The following is a 21,327-nucleotide window of genomic DNA, read 5'->3' as shown; positions in this document are numbered from 1 at the left end:
CTCAGTACCAGCCGGTCGACTGCGAGTGGCCCCACGCGCCGCACGGTGTGCCGTAGCGGCCCGAGATGTACCCGAGGCCCCACGACACCTGGGTGGCGGCGTTGGTCTGCCAGTCGGCACCGGCGGACGACATCTTGCTGCCGGGGAGAGCCTGCGGGATGCCATAGGCGCCGCTGCCGGAGTTGTAGGCCTTGTAGTTCCAGCCCGACTCCTTGTTCCACAGCGACACGAGGCACGACATCTGGTCGTCGCCCCAGCCGCGGCTGGCGAGCATGTCGCGAGCAGCGGCCTGAGCACCCGCGACGCTGTTGTCGCCCGATCCGCCGCCTGTGGGAATGGGGGCCGACGATCCGCCGCCTCCACCGCTGTTGGAGCCCGACGACGACGACGACTCGGCCTTCTCCGCGGCCGCCTTGTCTGCGGCGGCCTTCGCGGCAGCAGCGGCCTCGGCCTCCTGTCGTGCCTTCTCGGCGGCCTCTTCTTCGGCCTTCTTGGCGACGGCGGCGTCAAGGCCGCCGCGCAGCTCCGCCACGCGCTGGTCGACCGAGGCGGTGGCCGCGGTGACGTCGTGGGCGAGGGCGGGAAGGAAGGTCTCGGGAAGCGCGGACGCCGCCTCCAGGCGATCCGTCGCGTGCTGCAGAGCGGTGGTGTCGACCGTGGCCGGCTGACCGATGTCGAGACCGGATGCCGCGATGTCCTTCTGCACGGCGGCGGCAGCCTGGATCGAGGTCGAGGCCGCCGTTTCGGCGGTCTTCGCCTGGGTCTTCTCGGGGCCGGGACTGGCGGCGAGGACCGTGGGAGTGATCGAGGAGGCGAGAGAGAACGTCGCCGTGGACAGGTCTGCGGGGGAAGCCGTGGCAGCCGGCGCGGTGCCGGTGAGAGCCGCAGCCGCGACGACGCCGAGCACGAGCGTGCCCACCGTCGTCACGGGGCGACGACGAGTGCGGCGGGCGGCGAGGCGGCGGTCACGACGATTGGTGGGGGGCGTCGAGTCAGAGCGCATAAAACCGGTTTCACGTGAGGGAGGACGGTGCGGGTGTCACCGTCCGACCCGCGTTCAGCGGGCACAAGACGGGGAGCCTGGCACGTGTTTCTGGACGCCACCTGGGCGGACCGCCTCAAACCGGCCAGACAAAAGCGCCGATCCGAGGCGAATCGCTCGCCCGAAGCTCCCGGTGCCTCAGGCTCCGTCCGTCACCTTCGCCAGGGTCGGATGTCCCCATACGACGTGCCCGACGGCTGGTGCGCGGAGCCCGCGACCACGCGCCAGGCCCGGTGCGTTAGACTGGGGTGTCACATCTGGGTTCGTCTGTCTGGCGGGCCCGTGGCATCGCACAAACAATCCGCTTCGCTTCGACTCGTGGTTGGAGTTCGCCCTCGGGCGGCCCCAGCCCGACGGCCCCCGGTCTTCGGACCGACGGGTACAGGAGTCGGAGCCCGACACCACACCCAACTAGGACAACCCACTACATGACTACCGCAACGACCGCCCCGGCTATCAAGCAGGTCGCGATCAACGACATCGGCTCGGCCGAAGACTTCCTGGCCGCGGTCGAGAAGACGCTCAAGTTCTTCAACGACGGCGACCTCATCGAAGGCACCGTGGTGAAGATCGACCGCGACGAGGTCCTCCTCGACGTCGGTTACAAGACCGAGGGCGTCATCCCCTCCCGCGAGCTCTCGATCAAGCACGACGTCGACCCCAACGAGGTCGTCAACGTCGGCGATCACGTCGAGGCCCTCGTTCTCCAGAAGGAGGACAAGGAAGGCCGCCTCATCCTGTCCAAGAAGCGCGCGCAGTACGAGCGTGCGTGGGGCGACGTCGAGAAGATCAAGGAGAACGACGGTGTTGTCACCGGTTCCGTGATCGAGGTCGTCAAGGGTGGCCTCATCGTCGACATCGGCCTCCGTGGCTTCCTCCCGGCCTCGCTCATCGAGCTGCGCCGCGTCCGCGACCTCACGCCGTACCTCGGCCAGGAGATCGAGGCCAAGATCCTCGAGCTCGACAAGAACCGCAACAACGTCGTGCTTTCGCGCCGCGCCCTGCTCGAGCAGACGCAGTCCGAGTCGCGCACCACGTTCCTCAACAACCTCCACAAGGGCCAGGTCCGCAAGGGCACGGTCTCGTCGATCGTCAACTTCGGTGCGTTCGTCGACCTGGGTGGCGTCGACGGTCTCGTCCACGTCTCCGAGCTCTCCTGGAAGCACATCGAGCACGCCTCCGAGGTCGTCGAGGTGGGCCAGGAGGTCACCGTCGAGATCCTCGAGGTCGACCTCGACCGCGAGCGCGTGTCGCTCTCGCTCAAGGCGACGCAGGAAGACCCGTGGCAGGTGTTCGCCCGTACCCACGCGATCGGCCAGATCGCTCCGGGCAAGGTCACCAAGCTCGTTCCGTTCGGTGCGTTCGTCCGCGTGGCCGACGGCATCGAGGGCCTCGTGCACATCTCCGAGCTGTCGGGTAAGCACGTCGAGCTCGCCGAGCAGGTCGTGTCGGTCGGCGAAGAGGTCTTCGTCAAGATCATCGACATCGATCTCGAGCGTCGCCGCATCTCGCTGTCGCTGAAGCAGGCCAACGAGTCGGTCGACCCCAACGGCACCGAGTTCGACCCGGCGCTGTACGGCATGGCCACCGAGTACGACGAGCGTGGCGAGTACAAGTACCCCGAGGGCTTCGACCCCGAGTCGGGTGCGTGGCTCGAGGGCTTCGACACTCAGCGCGAAGCATGGGAGCAGGAGTACGCCGCTGCCCAGGGTCGCTGGGAGGCTCACAAGGCTGCCGTCGCCAAGGCCCTCGAGGCCGAGGCGGCCAACCCGACGGACACCGGTTCGTTCGGTGGATCCTTCTCGTCCGAGTCGCCCGCCCAGGGCACCCTCGCCGACGACGAGTCGCTGGCTGCGCTTCGCGAGAAGCTCTCCGGTCGCTGATCCGTCCCGCACTGAAGGCCGGTACCTCTTCGGAGGTGCCGGCCTTCGGTCGTTCCCGGGCGCAAGCCCTGGTGAACGAGCGGGGGATCAAGGCAGTATGAAGACATGGCTTCTCGACTTCCGCTCCTGATCACCCTCGCCGGCGTGGCCGTGCTCTTCCTGTCGATCGCGTTCGTCTTCGCTCTGGTCATCGGCGCAATGTTCTTCGGTGGGATCGAGTTCACCGGGGGACACGCGGATGCCATGACCTCGCCGTCGACATGGATGCTCGTCGCCTGACCGTCATACCGTTCCCGTGGCTCGGCCCGGACGACCTGGAAGGTCGCGCCGGGCCGTCGACGTTTCCGCAGGATTCCGCGCCTGCGGTCCGGCGACACGCCCGAGATGTGCCCGGATTCGACGGGTCGGTCGTTCCCGCGTAACTTATTACCTGTTCGCCCCACAGGGGAGAGCGGAGAGGCCGGAAGGCCCCGCTTCGTCTCAAGTGGCGGATTGTCCAGAACCTCATCGTTTCGGTGTATGGTTTTGGTTCTGGTCTTCGACCGGGTTTCACGACGTTGATCTTTGATAGGTCCCACGGTGAGAACCTTAAGGTTTGAATGATCGAATAGGTAGTGAATTGCCTCACGGGTAGGTCGGGAGATCGTTTCTGTGGGTGCGTCCGTTCCTTGAGAACTCAACAGCGTGCACTTGTCAAATGCCAATTTATTCCTCGTCGGTCTGACTTTTGTTGGATTGCGAGAAATTCCTTTGGATCAAAGACCAGCCCTTCCGGGGGTTGGCATATGAATTCGTCAGTTTTGATGTTTTCTCTTTGGTCAGTTTCAAACTCGCTATGACTGTCGTTTTCCCGGTGGTTGTATGCATTTCTTTTTTACGGAGAGTTTGATCCTGGCTCAGGATGAACGCTGGCGGCGTGCTTAACACATGCAAGTCGAACGGTGAAGCCAAGCTTGCTTGGTGGATCAGTGGCGAACGGGTGAGTAACACGTGAGCAACCTGCCCTGGACTCTGGGATAAGCGCTGGAAACGGCGTCTAATACTGGATATGAGACGTGATCGCATGGTCGTGTTTGGAAAGATTTTTCGGTCTGGGATGGGCTCGCGGCCTATCAGCTTGTTGGTGAGGTAATGGCTCACCAAGGCGTCGACGGGTAGCCGGCCTGAGAGGGTGACCGGCCACACTGGGACTGAGACACGGCCCAGACTCCTACGGGAGGCAGCAGTGGGGAATATTGCACAATGGGCGGAAGCCTGATGCAGCAACGCCGCGTGAGGGATGACGGCCTTCGGGTTGTAAACCTCTTTTAGCAGGGAAGAAGCGTGAGTGACGGTACCTGCAGAAAAAGCGCCGGCTAACTACGTGCCAGCAGCCGCGGTAATACGTAGGGCGCAAGCGTTATCCGGAATTATTGGGCGTAAAGAGCTCGTAGGCGGTTTGTCGCGTCTGCTGTGAAATCCCGAGGCTCAACCTCGGGCCTGCAGTGGGTACGGGCAGACTAGAGTGCGGTAGGGGAGATTGGAATTCCTGGTGTAGCGGTGGAATGCGCAGATATCAGGAGGAACACCGATGGCGAAGGCAGATCTCTGGGCCGTAACTGACGCTGAGGAGCGAAAGGGTGGGGAGCAAACAGGCTTAGATACCCTGGTAGTCCACCCCGTAAACGTTGGGAACTAGTTGTGGGGACCATTCCACGGTTTCCGTGACGCAGCTAACGCATTAAGTTCCCCGCCTGGGGAGTACGGCCGCAAGGCTAAAACTCAAAGGAATTGACGGGGACCCGCACAAGCGGCGGAGCATGCGGATTAATTCGATGCAACGCGAAGAACCTTACCAAGGCTTGACATATACGAGAACGGGCCAGAAATGGTCAACTCTTTGGACACTCGTAAACAGGTGGTGCATGGTTGTCGTCAGCTCGTGTCGTGAGATGTTGGGTTAAGTCCCGCAACGAGCGCAACCCTCGTTCTATGTTGCCAGCACGTAATGGTGGGAACTCATGGGATACTGCCGGGGTCAACTCGGAGGAAGGTGGGGATGACGTCAAATCATCATGCCCCTTATGTCTTGGGCTTCACGCATGCTACAATGGCCGGTACAAAGGGCTGCAATACCGTGAGGTGGAGCGAATCCCAAAAAGCCGGTCCCAGTTCGGATTGAGGTCTGCAACTCGACCTCATGAAGTCGGAGTCGCTAGTAATCGCAGATCAGCAACGCTGCGGTGAATACGTTCCCGGGTCTTGTACACACCGCCCGTCAAGTCATGAAAGTCGGTAACACCTGAAGCCGGTGGCCTAACCCTTGTGGAGGGAGCCGTCGAAGGTGGGATCGGTAATTAGGACTAAGTCGTAACAAGGTAGCCGTACCGGAAGGTGCGGCTGGATCACCTCCTTTCTAAGGAGCATCTGGCACTCGGGTTTCGGTTCGAGTGTCCAGGCGCCAGTTCAACACCGAATGTGTGTTGCTGGTAGCTCATGGGTGGAACATTTGATGGGGTGCTCATGCCGATGGTTCGGGTCTAGTACGCAGCTTGCTGTGGGAACGGTTCGGGTTGGTGGGGTGGGTACATGCACGCTGTTGGGTCCTGAGGGGCCGGGCGCTGGTTGCGCTAGTCGGAAGGCTGGTGTGGTTGGTGGCTGTTCCTCGTGGGCCTTCCCTGCTGTCACGGTTGTGGCGTGTGGGGTGGGTACCGCCCGTACTTTGAGAACTACACAGTGGACGCGAGCATCTTCGACATGACTTTTTGGTTGTGTCGTGAAGATGATCTTAAAGATCATTAGTCAATTTTTTGACGATTCAACTCATGTGATTTCAAGTCTTTAAGAGCAAACGGTGGATGCCTTGGCATCTGGAGCCGAAGAAGGACGTAGCAATCTGCGATAAGCCTCGGGGAACTGATAAGCGAGTTTTGATCCGAGGATGTCCGAATGGGGAAACCCCGCCAGGGCGCGTGCGTACCTGGTGACTCCCGCCTGAATATATAGGGCGGGTAGAGGGAACGTGGGGAAGTGAAACATCTCAGTACCCACAGGAAGAGAAAGCAAAAGCGATTCCGTAAGTAGTGGCGAGCGAAACCGGAAGAGGCTAAACCTAGCGTGTGTGATAGCCGGCAGGCGTTGCATGTTGGGGGTTGCGGGACTTTTCTGATTGTTCTGCCGAATGATCGACGTGACAAGAGGGTATAGACGAACGGTTTTGAATGGCCGGTCATAGAGGGTGCGAACCCCGTAGTCGAAATGCCTGTTCTTGGCGTGAGAAGTATCCCAAGTAGCACGGGGCCCGAGAAATCCCGTGTGAATCTGTCAGGACCACCTGATAAGCCTAAATACTCCCAGATGACCGATAGCGGACAAGTACCGTGAGGGAAAGGTGAAAAGTACCCCGGGAGGGGAGTGAAATAGTACCTGAAACCGTTTGCTTACAAACCGTTGGAGCCTCCTTAGTAGGGGTGACAGCGTGCCTTTTGAAGAATGAGCCTGCGAGTTAGCGATACGTGGCGAGGTTAACCCGAGTGGGGTAGCCGTAGCGAAAGCGAGTCTGAATAGGGCGATTCAGTCGCGTGTCCTAGACCCGAAGCGAAGTGATCTATCCATGGCCAGGTTGAAGCGACGGTAAGACGTCGTGGAGGACCGAACCCACTTAGGTTGAAAACTGAGGGGATGAGCTGTGGATAGGGGTGAAAGGCCAATCAAACTTCGTGATAGCTGGTTCTCTCCGAAATGCATTTAGGTGCAGCGTTGCGTGTTTCTTGCCGGAGGTAGAGCTACTGGATGGCCGATGGGCCCTACAAGGTTACTGACGTCAGCCAAACTCCGAATGCCGGTAAGTGAGAGCGCAGCAGTGAGACTGTGGGGGATAAGCTTCATAGTCGAGAGGGAAACAACCCAGACCACCAACTAAGGTCCCTAAGCGCGTGCTAAGTGGGAAAGGATGTGGAGTTGCTTTGACAACCAGGAGGTTGGCTTAGAAGCAGCCACCCTTGAAAGAGTGCGTAATAGCTCACTGGTCAAGTGATTCCGCGCCGACAATGTAACGGGGCTCAAGCACGCCACCGAAGTTGTGGCATTGACATTTTTGGTAGGCCTTCGTGGTCCAGCCGTGTTGATGGGTAGGAGAGCGTCGTGTGGCGAGTGAAGCGGCGGGGTGACCCAGCCGTGGACGCTACACGAGTGAGAATGCAGGCATGAGTAGCGAAAGACGTGTGAGAAACACGTCCTCCGAAAGACCAAGGGTTCCAGGGTCAAGCTAATCTTCCCTGGGTAAGTCGGGACCTAAGGCGAGGCCGACAGGCGTAGTCGATGGACAACGGGTTGATATTCCCGTACCGGCGAAGAACCGCCCCAGTCAATCCAGTGGTGCTAAGAGTCCTAGCTCACGCTTTAGCGGATCCCTTCGGGGTGAGGCGGGTGTGTGTGAACGCTCGACCCCATGCTGGTGCGGCTAGCGTATTAACAGGTGTGACGCAGGAAGGTAGCCCAAGCCAGGCGATGGTAGTCCTGGTGCAAGTGCGTAGGCCGACTCTTAGGCAAATCCGGGAGTCATGAGGCTGAGACACGATGCGGATAAAAAGTGGGTGATCCTATGCTGCCAAGAAAAGCATCGACGCGAGGTTCTAGCCGCCCGTACCCCAAACCGACTCAGGTGGTCAGGTAGAGAATACCAAGGAGATCGAGAGAATCGTGGTTAAGGAACTCGGCAAAATGCCCCCGTAACTTCGGGAGAAGGGGGGCCATCCACTTATTAGGACTTGCTCCGAAAGGGTGTGGTGGCCGCAGAGACTAGTGGGTAGCGACTGTTTACTAAAAACACAGGTCCGTGCCAAGTCGCAAGACGATGTATACGGACTGACGCCTGCCCGGTGCTGGAAGGTTAAGAGGACCGGTTAGCCGTAAGGCGAAGCTGAGAATTTAAGCCCCAGTAAACGGCGGTGGTAACTATAACCATCCTAAGGTAGCGAAATTCCTTGTCGGGTAAGTTCCGACCTGCACGAATGGCGTAACGACTTCCCAACTGTCTCAACCGCGAACTCGGCGAAATTGCATTACGAGTAAAGATGCTCGTTACGCGCAGCAGGACGGAAAGACCCCGTGACCTTTACTACAGCTTGGTATTGGTGTTCGGTGTGGCTTGTGTAGGATAGGTGGGAGACGGTGAAGCATTCACGCCAGTGAGTGTGGAGTCATTGTTGAAATACCACTCTGGTCACTCTGGATATCTAACTTAGGACCGTGATCCGGTTCAGGGACAGTGCCTGGTGGGTAGTTTAACTGGGGCGGTTGCCTCCCAAAATGTAACGGAGGCGCCCAAAGGTTCCCTCAACCTGGTTGGCAATCAGGTGGCGAGTGTAAGTGCACAAGGGAGCTTGACTGTGAGACTGACAGGTCGAGCAGGGACGAAAGTCGGGACTAGTGATCCGGCAGTGGCTTGTGGAAGCGCTGTCGCTCAACGGATAAAAGGTACCTCGGGGATAACAGGCTGATCTTGCCCAAGAGTCCATATCGACGGCATGGTTTGGCACCTCGATGTCGGCTCGTCGCATCCTGGGGCTGGAGTAGGTCCCAAGGGTTGGGCTGTTCGCCCATTAAAGCGGTACGCGAGCTGGGTTTAGAACGTCGTGAGACAGTTCGGTCCCTATCCGCTGCGCGCGTAGGAAGTTTGAGAGGATCTGACCCTAGTACGAGAGGACCGGGTTGGACGAACCTCTGGTGTGTCAGTTGTTCCGCCAGGAGCACCGCTGATTAGCTACGTTCGGGATGGATAACCGCTGAAAGCATCTAAGCGGGAAGCCGGCCTCAAGATGAGACTTCCATACCTTTATGGTGAGAGGCTCCCAGCCAGACTACTGGGTTGATAGGCCGGATGTGGAAGCGTAGTAATACGTGAAGCTGACCGGTACTAATAAGCCGATGACTTGATAACACACCTGTTTTTGGTGCTTGCGTCCACTGAGTGGTTCTCGATGTACGGTCGGGAACTCAACAATGATCATGTCGTTGTTGGTTTGTGAAACATCAATAGTGTTTCGGCGGCCATAGCGAGAGGGAAACGCCCGGTTACATTCCGAACCCGGAAGCTAAGCCTCTCAGCGCCGATGGTACTGCAGGGGGGACCCTGTGGGAGAGTAGGACACCGCCGGACTTCTTTTCAGTCGAAATGGCCACCCAATGTTGGGTGGCCATTTCGCATTTACGGGCACTTTCGGGTGCGGCACCGCGTCGGCGCGTCCTTCCGTACGGAAGCACCCACCAACGCACCCCCACACCCACCGCGGGATCGATAGGGTCGATGACGTGAGCGGCTTTTCGGGACACCTGCCCGGGAGCCGCGAGTACCGGCGTCTCCTGATCGGTCTCTTCTTCGGCGGTGTCGCCACGTTCGCGCAGCTCTACGCAACGCAGGCCGTGCTACCCGCGATCGCCGTCGATGTGGCGTCGGGGCCGGCGGGCGCCGCCTCCACCGTGTCGGCGTCCACTCTCGGGTTGGCTGCGGCGGTCATCCCGTGGTCGCTGGTGGCCGACCGGATCGGTCGGGTTCCGGCGATGGCGATCGGTGTCATCGCCGCCACGCTGCTCGGCGCCGTCACACCGTTCGCTCACGATCTCAGTTTGCTGCTGGCGCTGCGGCTGCTGGAAGGGGTGGCACTCGGTGCGGTGCCCGCTGTCGCTCTGGCGTATCTGAGCGAAGAGGTCTCGCCGCGTTTCGTGGCGGCTGCCGCCGGTTCCTACATCGCGGGCACCACCGTGGGAGGCCTGTCGGGCCGCGTCGCTTCGGGCTTCGTCGCCGAGTTCGCCGGGTGGCGGTGGGGGGTGGCATCCGTTGTGTTCCTCTGCGCGGTGGCCGCGGCCGTGTTCCTGGCGTTGGTGCCCACGGCGCGGGGTTTCGTGCCCGGGCGCGCGCGAACCGTGAGGGGTCCCACGGTGCGGCGCCGCCTCGCGCTCAACCTGCGCTCACCCGTGCAGCTGGCGCTGTACGCCCAGGCGTTCTTGTTGATGGGTGCTTTCGTCGCGGTCTACAACTACCTGGGATTTCACCTCGCCGAGCCGCCTTTCTCTCTGGCGCCGGCCGTGGTGACCCTGTTGTTCCTCGCGTACCTGGCAGGCACGGTGTCGTCTCCTCGTGCAGGGGCCCTCGCCGTGCGGTATGGGCGTCTGCCGGTGCTTCTGGGGAGCATCGGGGTGATGGCGGTCGGCGTCGTCGCGATGTCTATCCCGTCGGTCGCAGCCGTGATCGCGGGGCTTCTCGCGTTCACCGCGGGCTTCTTCGCGGCGCACGCGGTGGCGTCGGGATGGACGCCGGTGGCGGCAGATCCGCAAGCGCGCGCCCAAGCGTCCTCGCTGTACTACCTGGGTTACTACGGGGGCTCCAGCCTGTTCGGATGGCTGCTCGGGCTGGTGTTCGCGTCGGCAGGGTGGGTCGTTTTCTCATCACTGGTGCTCGGGATGTGCGTCTTCGCGTTCGGGGTCGCCCTGTTGGCTCTGCGCTCGGCTCCTGCTCGCCCTCGATGAGACCTGTCGGCGTATCCATCGATGTTCGGCGGGTCGAGGTCAATGGCCCGGGTCGATGTCGACGGGAGAGACTAGCGTCGTAGATGACGTGAGGGAGGTCGGAGTGGAAGACGCCGATGAGCGCGCTGCGATGGATGACGAGATGGTCGACGCCGGTCAGGGCGAGGGGGATCCGGGCGACGCGGAAGACGCGATCGAGAACGCGACGGAGATCAGCTACGACGAGCAGCGCTATCCGGCGCGACCGCGTCGACTCCGCCCGCGTGATCAGTTCCGCGGCGGGACGCTACGCCGTTTCCTGACCGATCCTCGCAATGCGAACGGCGGTAACCCGTCATACGTCGAGTGGCTCGTGCGTCAGTCGATGCTGAAAGACGCCGACGTCCTGAGCCGGCAACTCTCGGGCCAGCCGTCCATGTGGCGGAACCCCTATGCGCGCCCCGACGCTCGTCGCGCGATCGAGTCCACCGACGTCTGGTTCACGGCCTATCCGATCTCGCTGATCACACGGCCGGGGGAGTCCTTCCTGGAAGCACTCGGAGACGAGGCACTGTGGGAGGCCTTCGAGTGGGTGGGGATCAACGGCATCCACACCGGGCCCGTGAAGCGCGCCGGCGGCATCACGGGATGGCAGGAGACCCCGAGCGTCGACGGTCACTTCGACCGGATCAGCACGCAGATCGACCCCGAGTTCGGCGACGAGAACGCCTTCCGTCGCGTCGCGGATGTCGCGGAGTCCCACGGTGGCAGCGTGATCGATGACATCGTCCCCGGTCACACCGGCAAGGGGGCGGACTTCCGCCTCGCCGAGATGGCCTACAAGGACTATCCCGGGATCTACCACATGGTCGAGATTCCGCGCGAGGACTGGGATCTCCTGCCCGAGGTGCCCGCGGGTCGCGACTCCGTGAACCTCGACGCCGACACCGAACGAGAGCTGAGCGCTCGCGGCTACATCATCGGTGAGCTGCAGCGCGTCATCTTCTACACCCCCGGGGTCAAGGAGACGAACTGGAGCACCACGGCACCGGTCGTCGGTACCGATGGTCTCGAACGGCGCTGGGTGTACCTGCATTACTTCAAAGAGGGGCAGCCGTCCATCAACTGGCTGGACCCGACGTTCGCGGGGATGCGGCTCGTGATCGGAGACGCGCTGCACTCGCTCGGCGACCTCGGCACGAGCGCGCTTCGCCTCGATGCCAACGGTTTCCTCGGGGTCGAGAAGAGCGCGGAGGGTCTGCCGGCGTGGTCGGAGGGCCATCCGCTCTCCCATGCGGCGAACCACATCATCGCCGGTATGGTGCGCAAGGTGGGCGGCTTCACCTTCCAGGAGCTGAACCTGACGATGGAGGACATCCGCGACACCAGTGCGGTCGGCGCAGACCTTTCGTACGACTTCGTGACGCGGCCCGGGTATCACCACGCTCTCGCCACGGCGAACACCGAGTTCCTGCGTCTTGCGCTGACCACGGCCCTCGAGACCGGCGTCGAGCCCGTGCAGCTCGTGCACGGCATGCAGAATCACGACGAGTTGACCTACGAGCTCGTGCACTGGGCGACGACGCACCGCGACACCGTCTACCCCTTCCGCCACGAGGAGCACACAGGCGGAGAGATCGCCGAGATGGTGCGCGCCGAGCTGACCGAGAAGCTCACGGTCGAGGCCGACTACAATCTCGTCTTCACGCAGAACGGGATCGCGTGCACCTCGGCATCCCTCATCGCCGCCACGCAGGGAAAGGCGACCCTCGACGACATCTCCGACGAGGACATCCCGGCGATCCGCGACGCGCACCTGCTGCTGGCGAAGTACAACTCGTGGCAGCCGGGCGTCTTCGCGTTGTCCGGGTGGGATCTCACCGGTTCGCTCACGCTTCCCGCCGACGATGTGCGGCACCTCATCTCGACGGGTGACACCCGCTGGATCGAGCGCGGAGCGCACGACCTGCTCGATGTGGCGCCCGAGGCGTCGTCGTCGATGTCGGGCGTGCCGCGCGCGCGTTCGCTGTACGGCTCGCTCGGACGGCAGCAGGAGGACCCGGAGTCCTTCCTGTCAGGACTGAAGGAGATCCTGCGGATCCGCGGCGACCACGGCATCGCCATCGCCTCGCAGGTCGACATCCCACAGGTCGGTCACCCGAGCATGCTCGTGATGGTTCACCGTCTCGACGGGGGCGATCGGCGAGACCAGGCGGCCCCGCTGCAGATCACGGTGCTGAACTTCTCGGGCGAGACGATCGAGGGCACCGTACGCTCCGAGTGGCTCGTTCCCCAGAGCACGGCGATCGACGCGGCGACGGGTGAAGCCGTCGGCCGCGTGGACGAGCTGCAGAGCTTCTCGCTCGAGCTCGGTCCCTACGCCGGTCTGTTCCTCGTGCTGGAGCCTCCGGTCATCGAGGACTGAAGCGATGTCGGGGGTCGGGCATAGCGTGAGGGCATGTCCACCCCCGACTGCCTCGTGCCGGGGTGTCGCGAGCCGTCCGAGCCTCTTGCGCCGGTGACCCTGTGCGCGTGGCACCTGGCCGTCAGCGCAGACTGGGCGGCTTCGACCGAGGGGGTGACCGATGTTCTGCCGTCGCCCTGTCGGCTCTGCGGGTCGCGCCTGGGCGTGCGATGGCCGAGCGGATGGCTGTGCGCGGTGTGCGAGTGGCGGCATGGGGAAGCCGTCGACGACGAACTCCCACCCCCACGAGTGGACGTGGTCTACTACCTGAGGTTCGAGGACCGCATCAAGATCGGCACCACCGCGAGCCCCCGTCAACGGCTCTCGGCGATCTGGCACGACGAGCTTCTCGCTTTCGAGCCGGGGGACCGTTCGCTGGAGCGCCGCCGCCATGCCCTCTTCGCCGAGGAGCGCTTCGGCAGGACCGAGTGGTTCCGCCGGAGCCCGGCACTCGATGCGCACGTGACCGGGCTGGCCGCGGGCGTCGACGACCCGTGGGCCCTCTACGCCCGCTGGACAAGCGCGGCGATCGCACGGAGCGGATGAGGGGTCCCGGGGGTTCGGACTCTCTCGATGGTGCCGTCTCGGCTGCCCTTCGGACCGCTCCGGAACGCCGTGCATGCAGCGCGCAAGCCTCAGGAGCTTCTGAGCGCCGGGCTCTAGGGTTCGGGGACACGACTCGAGAGGCGACAACATGGGACTGTTCGACCGACTGTTCGGCTCCGGCGACGAGACGTCGCGGCGCACCTCCGAGGTTCCGGCGCCGCACGTTCCGGTGAGCGGATCCCGCGAGGCGGGCGGCCGGTACGCACCTCCGCCGGCGCAGGCTGCGACGCCGGGGCCCGCGGCATCCGGATCCGAAGACGACCGTCAGGCCATCGAGCGCTACCGGTACCTCTTGCGCACGGCTCCGCCCGAGACCGTCGAGCAGGTGCACGCCGAGGCTTTCGGCCGCTTGACCCAGGGGCAGCGTCAGCAGGTTCTCGCCGAGTTGTCGTCGGGGCTGGCTCCCGCGGAGCGTCCCGCGAGTGACGACCCCGCCACCCTGGCCCGTGCGGCCACGCGAGCGGAGTACTCGCAGCCCGGCTTCATGGAGCGCACTTTCGGGGGACGGGGGTTCTCGAACGGCCCGGGATTCGGCTCCATGCTCGGGGCGTCGATGCTCGGAACCATCGGCGGATACGTCGTCGGCTCGGCTCTCGTCGGGGCGATGTTCGATCCGGGGTACGACGCGGGCTACGCCGACGGTGCGGCGGCGGATGCGCAGCCCGACCCCGCGATGTCCGATCCCGGAGGCGCCGACCCGGGGGCGATGGACGCCGGCGGAGGCGATCTCGGTGGGGATTTCGGGGGCGATTTCGGCTTCTGACCCCGTGGGCCGGGGCGTGAACACTCGCTGAACGGCGTGCCGCGGTGCTCTGACGGTGCCCGAGGTGAGCGAAACGCTATCGTCGAGGCCATGGCGCCCCCGACCTCGAGCGAGCGCTACGGTCTGCGCCGCAGCATCATGGCGAGTCAGACGTTGCTCGCTGCGGCGACCCTCCTGGGTGTGGTCGTGTCGATCGCGGTCGGGCAGGTCGTCCACGCGTCGCTGTTCTTCGCGGGCACCGCCCTCGTCTTCGCGGGGGCGATCGCGGCCGTCCTGGTGCCGTGGCAGGGGATGCCGAGGTGGGTGGTCGGGCTGCTCCCCATCGTCGACGTCGTGGCGATCGCTGCGATGCGCGAGAGCGCTCCGATGTCGGGTCTCGGCCTGCTGTGGACCTTCCCCGCGATCTGGATCGGGACGGTGTTCGGCCTTCGCGGGATCATCGCCGTCTCGCTGACGGTTTCGGTCGTCATGGTCCATCAACTCGTGACGGATGACCTGCAGCGGTTCTCTTCGTCGACGTTGGTCCTGCCCTTCACGGTCACGGCGCTCGCATCGATGGCCGCCCTCACCGCGCGCCGCGGTCGCGCTCAACGCATCCTGCTCGAGAAGCAATCGGCTGAGCTGCGTCGCGCTCTCGATCGCGCCCGGCGCCAGGAAGACCTGGTGACCGAAGTCCTGGATGCCGTCGACTTCGGCGTGACGCGCATCACTCCCTCGGGGGAGTTCTCGGTCACCAACACCGCCCACGGGCTCCTTCTGAACAGCACCGACGCCTTCGGGCGCGAGATCGCCGTGTTCGCCGCCGACGGCTCCACGGCGATCGCCCCCGATGCCGCGCCGCTGGCCCGCGCGCGATCGGGCGAGGCCTTCGAGGCGGAGGTGGTCTGGTACGGCTCACCCGGTGAGGACCGCCGTGCCCTCAGCGTCACCTCGCGACGTCTGCCCGAGAGCGATAGCGGGGAGGTCGGTGGGGTGGTGGTGTCTCGGGACGTCACCGTGGAGGAGCAGGCGCGCCGCGCCCGCGAGGACCTCGTGGCGAGTGTCTCGCACGAGTTGCGCACGCCGCTGACCTCGATCATCGGTTACCTCGAGCTCGCTCTCGACGACGAGACCCTCGACCTCGGCACGCGTGACCGGTTGGAGGTCGCTGAGCGCAACGCCTCGCGGTTGCTCGAGCTCGTCGCAGACATCCTCGCGGTGTCCTCCACCTCACGCGAGGGCTTCGGCGTCGAACTCGACCTCCGCCCCACCGACGTCTCCGTCATCGTCCGCTCGGCGATCGAGTCGATCGCTCCACGGGCGCATGACCAAGGCATCCGGATCGAGACGGGCACGCTCCCGCCCGCGCAGGCTGTGGTGGACGGACGTCGCGTGCGCCAGGTCATCGACAATCTGATGTCGAATGCCGTCAAGTACAACCCGCGAGGGGGTTCGGTCCTCGTGTCGGTCGACGACGATCCGCACTCGGTGACGGTGACGATCTCCGACGACGGGCCGGGGATCAGCGCGAGCGAGCAGGGGCGCTTGTTCGAGCGCTTCTTCCGGGGCGATGCCGTACGCAAATCTTCGACCCACGGCAGCGGCCTGGGGCTGGCCATCAGCCGTGACCTCGTCCGCGCCCACGGGGGCGAGATCACCGTGAATACGGCGGCGGGTGAAGGTGCGACCTTCATCGTCCGGCTACCCCGCCAACCGAGGGAGACCCCGTGAACTTTGACGTCCTCACCCTGCAGGCGGCGGCGACGCTGGTCATTGTCGCCTCGACGGTGATGTACCTGCTCGACACGCTCATGCTGAAGGACGGGCTGCCCGGGCGTCTGTGGGCGAGCGCCTACCTGTCCGGCACGTTCTCGGCGACGTGCTACCTGGCGTGGCTGCTCCTGCCCGACGTGTACCTCGCGGTCGCGGTGGGCAACGGCGCGTTCGTCGCGGCGACGGGTTTCATCTGGCTGGGCTGCGTCGCCTTCAACGGGCGACCTGTGCGCCGCCCGGCGCTCTTTCTCAGCGCGACGGTGATCGTCGTGGTCGTCTCGGCTCTCGTCGCGGGTCCCGAAGGCGGCTCGTGGGCGGGGGCAGTGCCCTTCTTCCTGGGCAATGCCGTGTTCGCGGCCACCGGAGCGATCGAGACGCGACGCGCGGCCATCGGCCGGCGATGGAGTTCCTCGGGCCTGACCGCGGTGCTCGCGATCGAAACGGTGTGGTTCCTCGCGCGCGTCGTGGTGTTCCTGTGGCTCGGACCCGACAGCGATCTGTTCCGCAACGTCTTCGATACGCGCGTCTCGGCGTTCCTCACGATCTCGCTTCTGATCGCGGCGGTCGTGGTGACCTCGGTGCTCCGGGCGAATGAGTCGGCCCTTCGCGGAACGGCGGAGACACGACGACTCGCGGTCGATACCAACGGCGTGCTGTTCCGCGAATCCTTCGAGGCCACTCTCGCCATCATCTGCACTCGCGCACAGGCCGCCGGCGAGGGGGTGTGCGTGATCGGCATCCGCATCGACGATCTCAAGCGCGTCGCGGTGGCCTTCGGCCCCGACGACGCCGAACGCCTGGCTCTCGAGGTGCGCGCCGCGGTGCGGCGGCATGCGCCGACGATGGCGTTGGTGGGGGAGACGGATGCCGCCGGTCTCGCGGTCGCGTTCACGACGACGCCGACGACAGATGTCCGTCGCGCCGCTCGCGTCTTGCACGAACGGGTGGTCGCGGATCTCGCGCGACTGGGCGCGGCCGTCGTACCGGCGGTGGGCGTCGGAGTGGCATTGGCCGCAGATCACGGCTACCGCGCGCAAGCCCTCACGAGCCGCGCCGACGAGGCCGCCGCCCGTGCCGCGGCGACGGGCGAGCAGGCGTTCGGTCTCGCGTGAGAGCGGGACTCAGCCCCGTGCCGACTGGGCGAGCTCGGCGACTCGCTGACGGAGTTCGCGGGGACGGAACGGCTTGGTGAGGTAATCGTCGGCACCGGCCTCGCGCCCCGCCCGCTGTTCGTCCTCGTCCGCTCTTGCGCTCACCATGAGGATGCGGGTGTCGCTGAAGGTACGGATGCGGCGAGCCGTCTCGAAGCCGTCGATGCCCGGCATGCTCACGTCGAGCGTCGTCACGATCGGGTCGTGTCGGCGGACGAGCTCGATACCGTCGAGGCCCGTGGCTGCCGCGTGGACGACGTATCCGGCGCTCTCGAGCACCGCCGTCACGAGGAGGCGGATGTCGAGGTCGTCCTCTATCACCACCGTGGTGTGCAATGCGGTCATGGCGGAGCTTTCGTCGGGCCGATTCGGGCGAGCGGCCTGGGGGGATTTTAGACGACGGGACGGCGGCCCGCCTCCCCGGTGGAAGGACGTGCGGATGTGGCATCCTCGTCGAGTGCCTCTTCTCGCGTTGACGGGTGGGATCGCCTCCGGCAAGTCCACCATCGCCGCCCTTCTCGCCGACCGTGGAGCCGTCGTCGTCGACGCGGACGCCATCGTGCGGGAAGTGCAGGCCCCCGGATCCGCCGTGCTCGAGGAGATCGCGGGGGAGTTCGGTGCGGGGGTGCTGCGCCCGGACGGCTCGCTCGATCGGCCCGCGCTCGGATCTCTCGTGTTCGGGCACCCCGATCGGCTCGCGCGTTTGAACGCTCTGGTGCACCCGGCGGTTCGGATCGAGTCGGAGCGCCGGTTCGCCGAAGCCCGCGCCGCCGACCCGGCCGCGGTGATCGTGTACGACGTGCCGCTGCTCGCCGAGGCCCGCGGCGCCGACTCCTGGGACCTCGTCGTGGTGGCGCACTGCCCCGCGGAGCTTCGCGTGCGACGTCTCGTCGAGAGTCGCGGCCTCACCGAGGCCGAGGCGCGTGCCCGCATCGGCTCGCAGGCGAGCGAGGAGGATCGGCTCGCGCTGGCCGACGTCGTCATCGACACGTCGATGGATCTGGATGCCACCCGTCGGCAGGTCGACGAGCTCTGGGAACGCTGGAACCGAGGGGCCTGACCCGGCGCACGGAGGTCGAGCGCTCGCGCACGGCGAACGCAACCCGCCCCCGATGTCGGAGGCCCCGCCTACGCTGGAAGCATGCAGGCCACGCGCTCCGTCCGCCCCTTCGAGGTCATCAGCGAGTACACCCCGTCCGGTGATCAGCCACAGGCGATCGCCGAGCTCGCGGGGCGCATCAACGCGGGTGAGACCGACGTCGTGCTGCTGGGTGCGACCGGTACCGGAAAGTCGGCGACGACAGCCTGGCTCGTCGAACAGGTACAGCGGCCGACGCTGGTGCTGGCGCACAACAAGACGCTCGCGGCGCAGCTTGCGAACGAGTTCCGTGAGCTCATGCCGAACAACGCCGTCGAGTACTTCGTCTCGTACTACGACTACTACCAGCCCGAGGCGTACGTCCCGCAGACGGACACCTTCATCGAGAAGGACAGCTCGATCAACGCGGAGGTCGAGCGCCTGCGCCACTCGACGACGAACTCGTTGCTCTCGCGCCGAGATGTCGTGGTGGTCTCGACGGTCTCGTGCATCTACGGCCTCGGTGCGCCTGAGGAGTACCTGCGCGCCATGGTCGCCCTGCAGGTGGGCGAGCGCTACGACCGTGACGCCCTCATCCGCAAGTTCATCTCGATGCAGTACAACCGCAACGACGTCGATTTCTCCCGCGGCAACTTCCGCGTGCGCGGTGACACGATCGAGATCATCCCGGTGTACGAGGAGTACGCGATCCGCATCGAGATGTTCGGCGACGAGATCGAGGCGTTGTACCTCCTGCACCCGCTGACCGGGGACGTGATCGAGAAGATGGACTCCGTGCCGATCTTCCCCGCGTCGCACTACGTCGCGGGAACCGAGACGGTGCAGCGCGCGATCGGCACGATCGAGCACGAACTCGAGGAGCGCCTCAAAGAGTTCGAGTCGCAGGGCAAGCTCCTCGAGGCGCAGCGTCTGAGGATGCGCACGACCTTCGACCTCGAGATGCTGCAGCAGCTCGGGTTCTGCTCGGGTATCGAGAACTACTCACGGCACATGGACGGTCGCATGCCGGGGGATCCGCCGCACACGCTCCTCGACTTCTTCCCCGATGATTTCCTGCTCGTCATCGACGAGTCGCACGTGACCGTGCCGCAGATCGGCGCGATGTACGAGGGCGACGCATCCCGTAAGCGCACCCTGGTGGAGCATGGATTCCGCCTGCCGAGCGCGATGGACAACCGCCCGCTCCGCTGGGACGAGTTCAAGGAGCGCGTCGGTCAGACGGTGTACCTGTCGGCGACGCCCGGCCGCTACGAGATGGGCATCGCCGACGGGGTGGTGGAGCAGATCATCCGCCCGACCGGTCTCGTCGATCCCGAGATCATCGTGAAGCCCTCGAAGGGGCAGATCGACGACTTGCTCGAAGAGATCCGTCTGCGTGTGGAGCGCGATGAGCGCGTACTGGTGACGACGCTCACGAAGAAGATGGCCGAGGAGCTCACCGACTTCCTCGGAGAGCACGGGGTGCGCGTGCGCTACCTGCACTCCGACGTCGATACGCTCCGCCGTGTCGAGCTGTTGACCGAGTTGCGCGCCGGTGTCTACGACGTCCTCGTGGGCATCAATCTCCTTCGCGAGGGTCTCGACCTTCCCGAGGTGTCGCTGGTAGCGATCCTCGACGCCGACAAAGAGGGCTTCCTCCGCAGCGGCACGTCGCTCATCCAGACGATCGGTCGCGCGGCCCGAAACGTCTCGGGTCAGGTGCACATGTACGCCGACAAGATGACCGACTCGATGAGCAAGGCGATCGAAGAGACCGAGCGCCGTCGCGAGAAGCAGATCGCCTACAACACCGAGCACGGGATCGACCCGCAGCCGCTGCGGAAGAAGATCGCCGACATCACCGAGGTGCTCAACCGAGAGGCGTCCGACACCAAGAACCTGCTGTCGCGCAACGACAAGTCCGGGAAGGGGAAATCGCCGACCCCGTCCCTACGGCGCACCGGCATCGCGGCGGAGGGCGCGGATCAGCTCGAGTCCACGATCGCGGATCTCACCCAGCAGATGCTCGCGGCCGCAGCCGAGCTGAAGTTCGAGCTCGCCGGACGCCTACGTGACGAGGTTCAGGACATGAAGAAAGAGCTGCGCGCCATGGAGCGCGCCGGTCACGCCTGAGCCCGCGGGGTTCTGACACGCGGAAATCGTCGTGCGCCGGCGCGTCACGCTCGTCACTCTGGGCGTCGGAGGCGTCGAGCGCGCGATCGCCCTCCGCGCGCGCTCGGATGGAATGCTCATGCGGCTTCGGTCGCCGGGGAGGTGGCGTCCTTCGTCGCCGGCGGAATGGTGGGCGCGCCGTCAGTGCGTCACGGGCAGTGCAGCAACGGCTTCGGCCCCGAGCGGTCGACGGAATGCTCCGTCATCGCGTGCCCGCACAGCGGACAGGGGCGTCCCGTCCGGACGGGCTCCGGAGTGGTCTCGTAGGGGCCGACGGACGCGGGACCGGCGACGCGGATGAGACGCGTGTTGAGGTACTGGTACCAACCGCCGGCCTCGCGGACACGCTCACGCAGGGGCGGTCGGTCGGCATCCTTTTGTGTCATGATCATTAGTGTACTAACTAATTGGGAGGAGGGCGCGTGAACGACCCGCTCAAGCTCGAGAACCAGGTCTGTTTCGCCCTGGTCACGGCGGCCCGCAACGTCGTGTCGATCTACCGACCCGTGCTGGAGCCGCTCGGTCTGACGCACCCGCAGTACCTGGTGATGCTGGCGCTGTGGGATCAGGCGCCTCGCTCGCTCGGCGCCCTGGCCGCGGAACTCGCGATGGAGCCTGCCACCCTGTCGCCGCTGGTCAAGCGCCTCGAGGCGCAGGGGAGGGTCGCTCGCGCGCGCCGGAGCGACGACGAGCGCGTGCTCGACATAGACCTCACCGACGGAGGTCGAGCGCTGCGGGCTGCAGCCCTCGAGGTGCCGGGCAAGATCATGGCGCGGGTCGGCGTCGATGCGGACGCTCTCGCAGCGCTCCGCGACGGGCTCGCTCCTTTCGCCGGGCCGTCGAAGGGCTGAGCCGCACGGCGGGCCTGCGGCGCGACGCGTGCCGCACTCTCGCACATACGTGCGCCCGGGGCGAACCCGGGGCCGATGTC

The 21,327-nt window shown here is 64.7% G+C and carries 14 protein-coding genes and 3 rRNA genes; 14 read left to right on the top strand and 3 right to left on the bottom strand.

Features of this window, described 5'->3' with window-relative positions; translation table 11 throughout:
* Position 1: 1 nt before the first annotated feature.
* Complete coding sequence (locus QE454_RS15215) at positions 2–1,003, bottom strand: lytic transglycosylase domain-containing protein (RefSeq protein WP_307460013.1); 1,002 nt, start codon at positions 1,001–1,003, stop codon at positions 2–4.
* 467 nt (positions 1,004–1,470) lie between these two features.
* Between QE454_RS15215 and rpsA the strand changes: the two genes are divergently transcribed.
* From rpsA to QE454_RS15160, 11 genes are all read left to right on the top strand, one after another.
* Positions 1,471–2,925: a 30S ribosomal protein S1 gene (rpsA, locus tag QE454_RS15210; RefSeq protein ID WP_058622362.1), complete on the top strand. Its 1,455-nt coding sequence runs from the start codon at positions 1,471–1,473 to the stop codon at positions 2,923–2,925.
* A gap of 105 nt (positions 2,926–3,030) precedes the next feature.
* Positions 3,031–3,204 (top strand): hypothetical protein, encoded by a 174-nt coding sequence (locus tag QE454_RS15205; RefSeq protein ID WP_307460016.1) that lies wholly within the window; start codon positions 3,031–3,033, stop codon positions 3,202–3,204.
* 594 nt (positions 3,205–3,798) lie between these two features.
* Positions 3,799–5,320 (top strand): 16S ribosomal RNA (locus QE454_RS15200).
* A gap of 415 nt (positions 5,321–5,735) precedes the next feature.
* A 23S ribosomal RNA gene (locus tag QE454_RS15195) occupies positions 5,736–8,845 on the top strand.
* Positions 8,846–8,947: 102 nt separating this feature from the next.
* Positions 8,948–9,064 (top strand): 5S ribosomal RNA (gene rrf, locus QE454_RS15190).
* The 16S, 23S and 5S rRNA genes sit together here, the layout of an rRNA operon.
* A gap of 152 nt (positions 9,065–9,216) precedes the next feature.
* Positions 9,217–10,431, top strand: a complete 1,215-nt coding sequence (locus tag QE454_RS15185; protein ID WP_307460018.1) for an MFS transporter — start codon at positions 9,217–9,219, stop codon at positions 10,429–10,431.
* Between the two features lie 130 nt (positions 10,432–10,561).
* Positions 10,562–12,835 carry a maltose alpha-D-glucosyltransferase gene (gene treS / locus QE454_RS15180; RefSeq protein ID WP_396652987.1) on the top strand — a complete coding sequence of 758 codons (2,274 nt, stop codon included), beginning with the start codon at positions 10,562–10,564 and terminating at the stop codon, positions 12,833–12,835.
* Positions 12,836–12,868: 33 nt separating this feature from the next.
* The gene (locus QE454_RS15175) at positions 12,869–13,420 is read left to right on the top strand and encodes a GIY-YIG nuclease family protein (protein ID WP_307460020.1); all 552 of its coding nucleotides are present in this window, start codon (positions 12,869–12,871) and stop codon (positions 13,418–13,420) included.
* Between the two features lie 148 nt (positions 13,421–13,568).
* Positions 13,569–14,243, top strand: coding sequence for a hypothetical protein (locus QE454_RS15170; protein ID WP_307460025.1), 675 nt, complete (start codon positions 13,569–13,571; stop codon positions 14,241–14,243).
* A gap of 90 nt (positions 14,244–14,333) precedes the next feature.
* Positions 14,334–15,953 carry a cell wall metabolism sensor histidine kinase WalK gene (locus tag QE454_RS15165; RefSeq protein WP_307460028.1) on the top strand — a complete coding sequence of 540 codons (1,620 nt, stop codon included), beginning with the start codon at positions 14,334–14,336 and terminating at the stop codon, positions 15,951–15,953.
* Positions 15,950–17,107, top strand: coding sequence for a diguanylate cyclase domain-containing protein (locus tag QE454_RS15160; protein WP_210076676.1), 1,158 nt, complete (start codon positions 15,950–15,952; stop codon positions 17,105–17,107). Before QE454_RS15165 ends, QE454_RS15160 begins: the two co-directional genes overlap by 4 nt.
* Positions 17,108–17,116: 9 nt before the next feature.
* On the opposite strand, the gene QE454_RS15155 is transcribed toward QE454_RS15160, so the two are convergent.
* Positions 17,117–17,491, bottom strand: coding sequence for a response regulator transcription factor (locus tag QE454_RS15155; protein ID WP_210076674.1), 375 nt, complete (start codon positions 17,489–17,491; stop codon positions 17,117–17,119).
* 112 nt (positions 17,492–17,603) lie between these two features.
* Between QE454_RS15155 and coaE the strand changes: the two genes are divergently transcribed.
* On the top strand, positions 17,604–18,206 hold the full coding sequence (coaE, locus tag QE454_RS15150) for a dephospho-CoA kinase (protein WP_210076703.1): 603 nt from the start codon (positions 17,604–17,606) through the stop codon (positions 18,204–18,206).
* Between the two features lie 81 nt (positions 18,207–18,287).
* The gene (gene uvrB, locus QE454_RS15145) at positions 18,288–20,357 is read left to right on the top strand and encodes an excinuclease ABC subunit UvrB (RefSeq protein WP_210076672.1); all 2,070 of its coding nucleotides are present in this window, start codon (positions 18,288–18,290) and stop codon (positions 20,355–20,357) included.
* Between the two features lie 188 nt (positions 20,358–20,545).
* Here the strand turns inward: uvrB and QE454_RS15140 are convergent, their stop codons facing one another.
* Positions 20,546–20,788: a hypothetical protein gene (locus QE454_RS15140; protein WP_210076670.1), complete on the bottom strand. Its 243-nt coding sequence runs from the start codon at positions 20,786–20,788 to the stop codon at positions 20,546–20,548.
* A 30-nt stretch (positions 20,789–20,818) separates the two neighbouring features.
* On the opposite strand from QE454_RS15140, the gene QE454_RS15135 reads away from it, so the two are divergent.
* Positions 20,819–21,247: a MarR family winged helix-turn-helix transcriptional regulator gene (locus QE454_RS15135; protein WP_307460039.1), complete on the top strand. Its 429-nt coding sequence runs from the start codon at positions 20,819–20,821 to the stop codon at positions 21,245–21,247.
* Positions 21,248–21,327 lie beyond the last annotated feature (80 nt).

Source organism: Microbacterium sp. SORGH_AS_0454 (genome assembly GCF_031453395.1).
In the GTDB taxonomy this organism is placed as follows: domain Bacteria; phylum Actinomycetota; class Actinomycetes; order Actinomycetales; family Microbacteriaceae; genus Microbacterium.
This window is presented reverse-complemented; position numbering and strand designations above follow the sequence as displayed.

What these genes read in the sequence shown, in the direction of transcription:
- QE454_RS15215 (WP_307460013.1), bottom strand. Translation starts at nt 1,003, where the DNA reads ATGCGCTCTGACTCGACGCCCCCCACCAATCGTCGTGACCGCCGCCTC.
- rpsA (WP_058622362.1), top strand. Translation starts at nt 1,471, where the DNA reads ATGACTACCGCAACGACCGCCCCGGCTATCAAGCAGGTCGCGATCAAC.
- QE454_RS15205 (WP_307460016.1), top strand. Translation starts at nt 3,031, where the DNA reads ATGGCTTCTCGACTTCCGCTCCTGATCACCCTCGCCGGCGTGGCCGTG.
- treS (WP_396652987.1), top strand. Translation starts at nt 10,562, where the DNA reads ATGGATGACGAGATGGTCGACGCCGGTCAGGGCGAGGGGGATCCGGGC.
- QE454_RS15175 (WP_307460020.1), top strand. Translation starts at nt 12,869, where the DNA reads ATGTCCACCCCCGACTGCCTCGTGCCGGGGTGTCGCGAGCCGTCCGAG.
- QE454_RS15170 (WP_307460025.1), top strand. Translation starts at nt 13,569, where the DNA reads ATGGGACTGTTCGACCGACTGTTCGGCTCCGGCGACGAGACGTCGCGG.
- QE454_RS15165 (WP_307460028.1), top strand. Translation starts at nt 14,334, where the DNA reads ATGGCGCCCCCGACCTCGAGCGAGCGCTACGGTCTGCGCCGCAGCATC.
- QE454_RS15155 (WP_210076674.1), bottom strand. Translation starts at nt 17,491, where the DNA reads ATGACCGCATTGCACACCACGGTGGTGATAGAGGACGACCTCGACATC.
- uvrB (WP_210076672.1), top strand. Translation starts at nt 18,288, where the DNA reads ATGCAGGCCACGCGCTCCGTCCGCCCCTTCGAGGTCATCAGCGAGTAC.
- QE454_RS15140 (WP_210076670.1), bottom strand. Translation starts at nt 20,788, where the DNA reads ATGATCATGACACAAAAGGATGCCGACCGACCGCCCCTGCGTGAGCGT.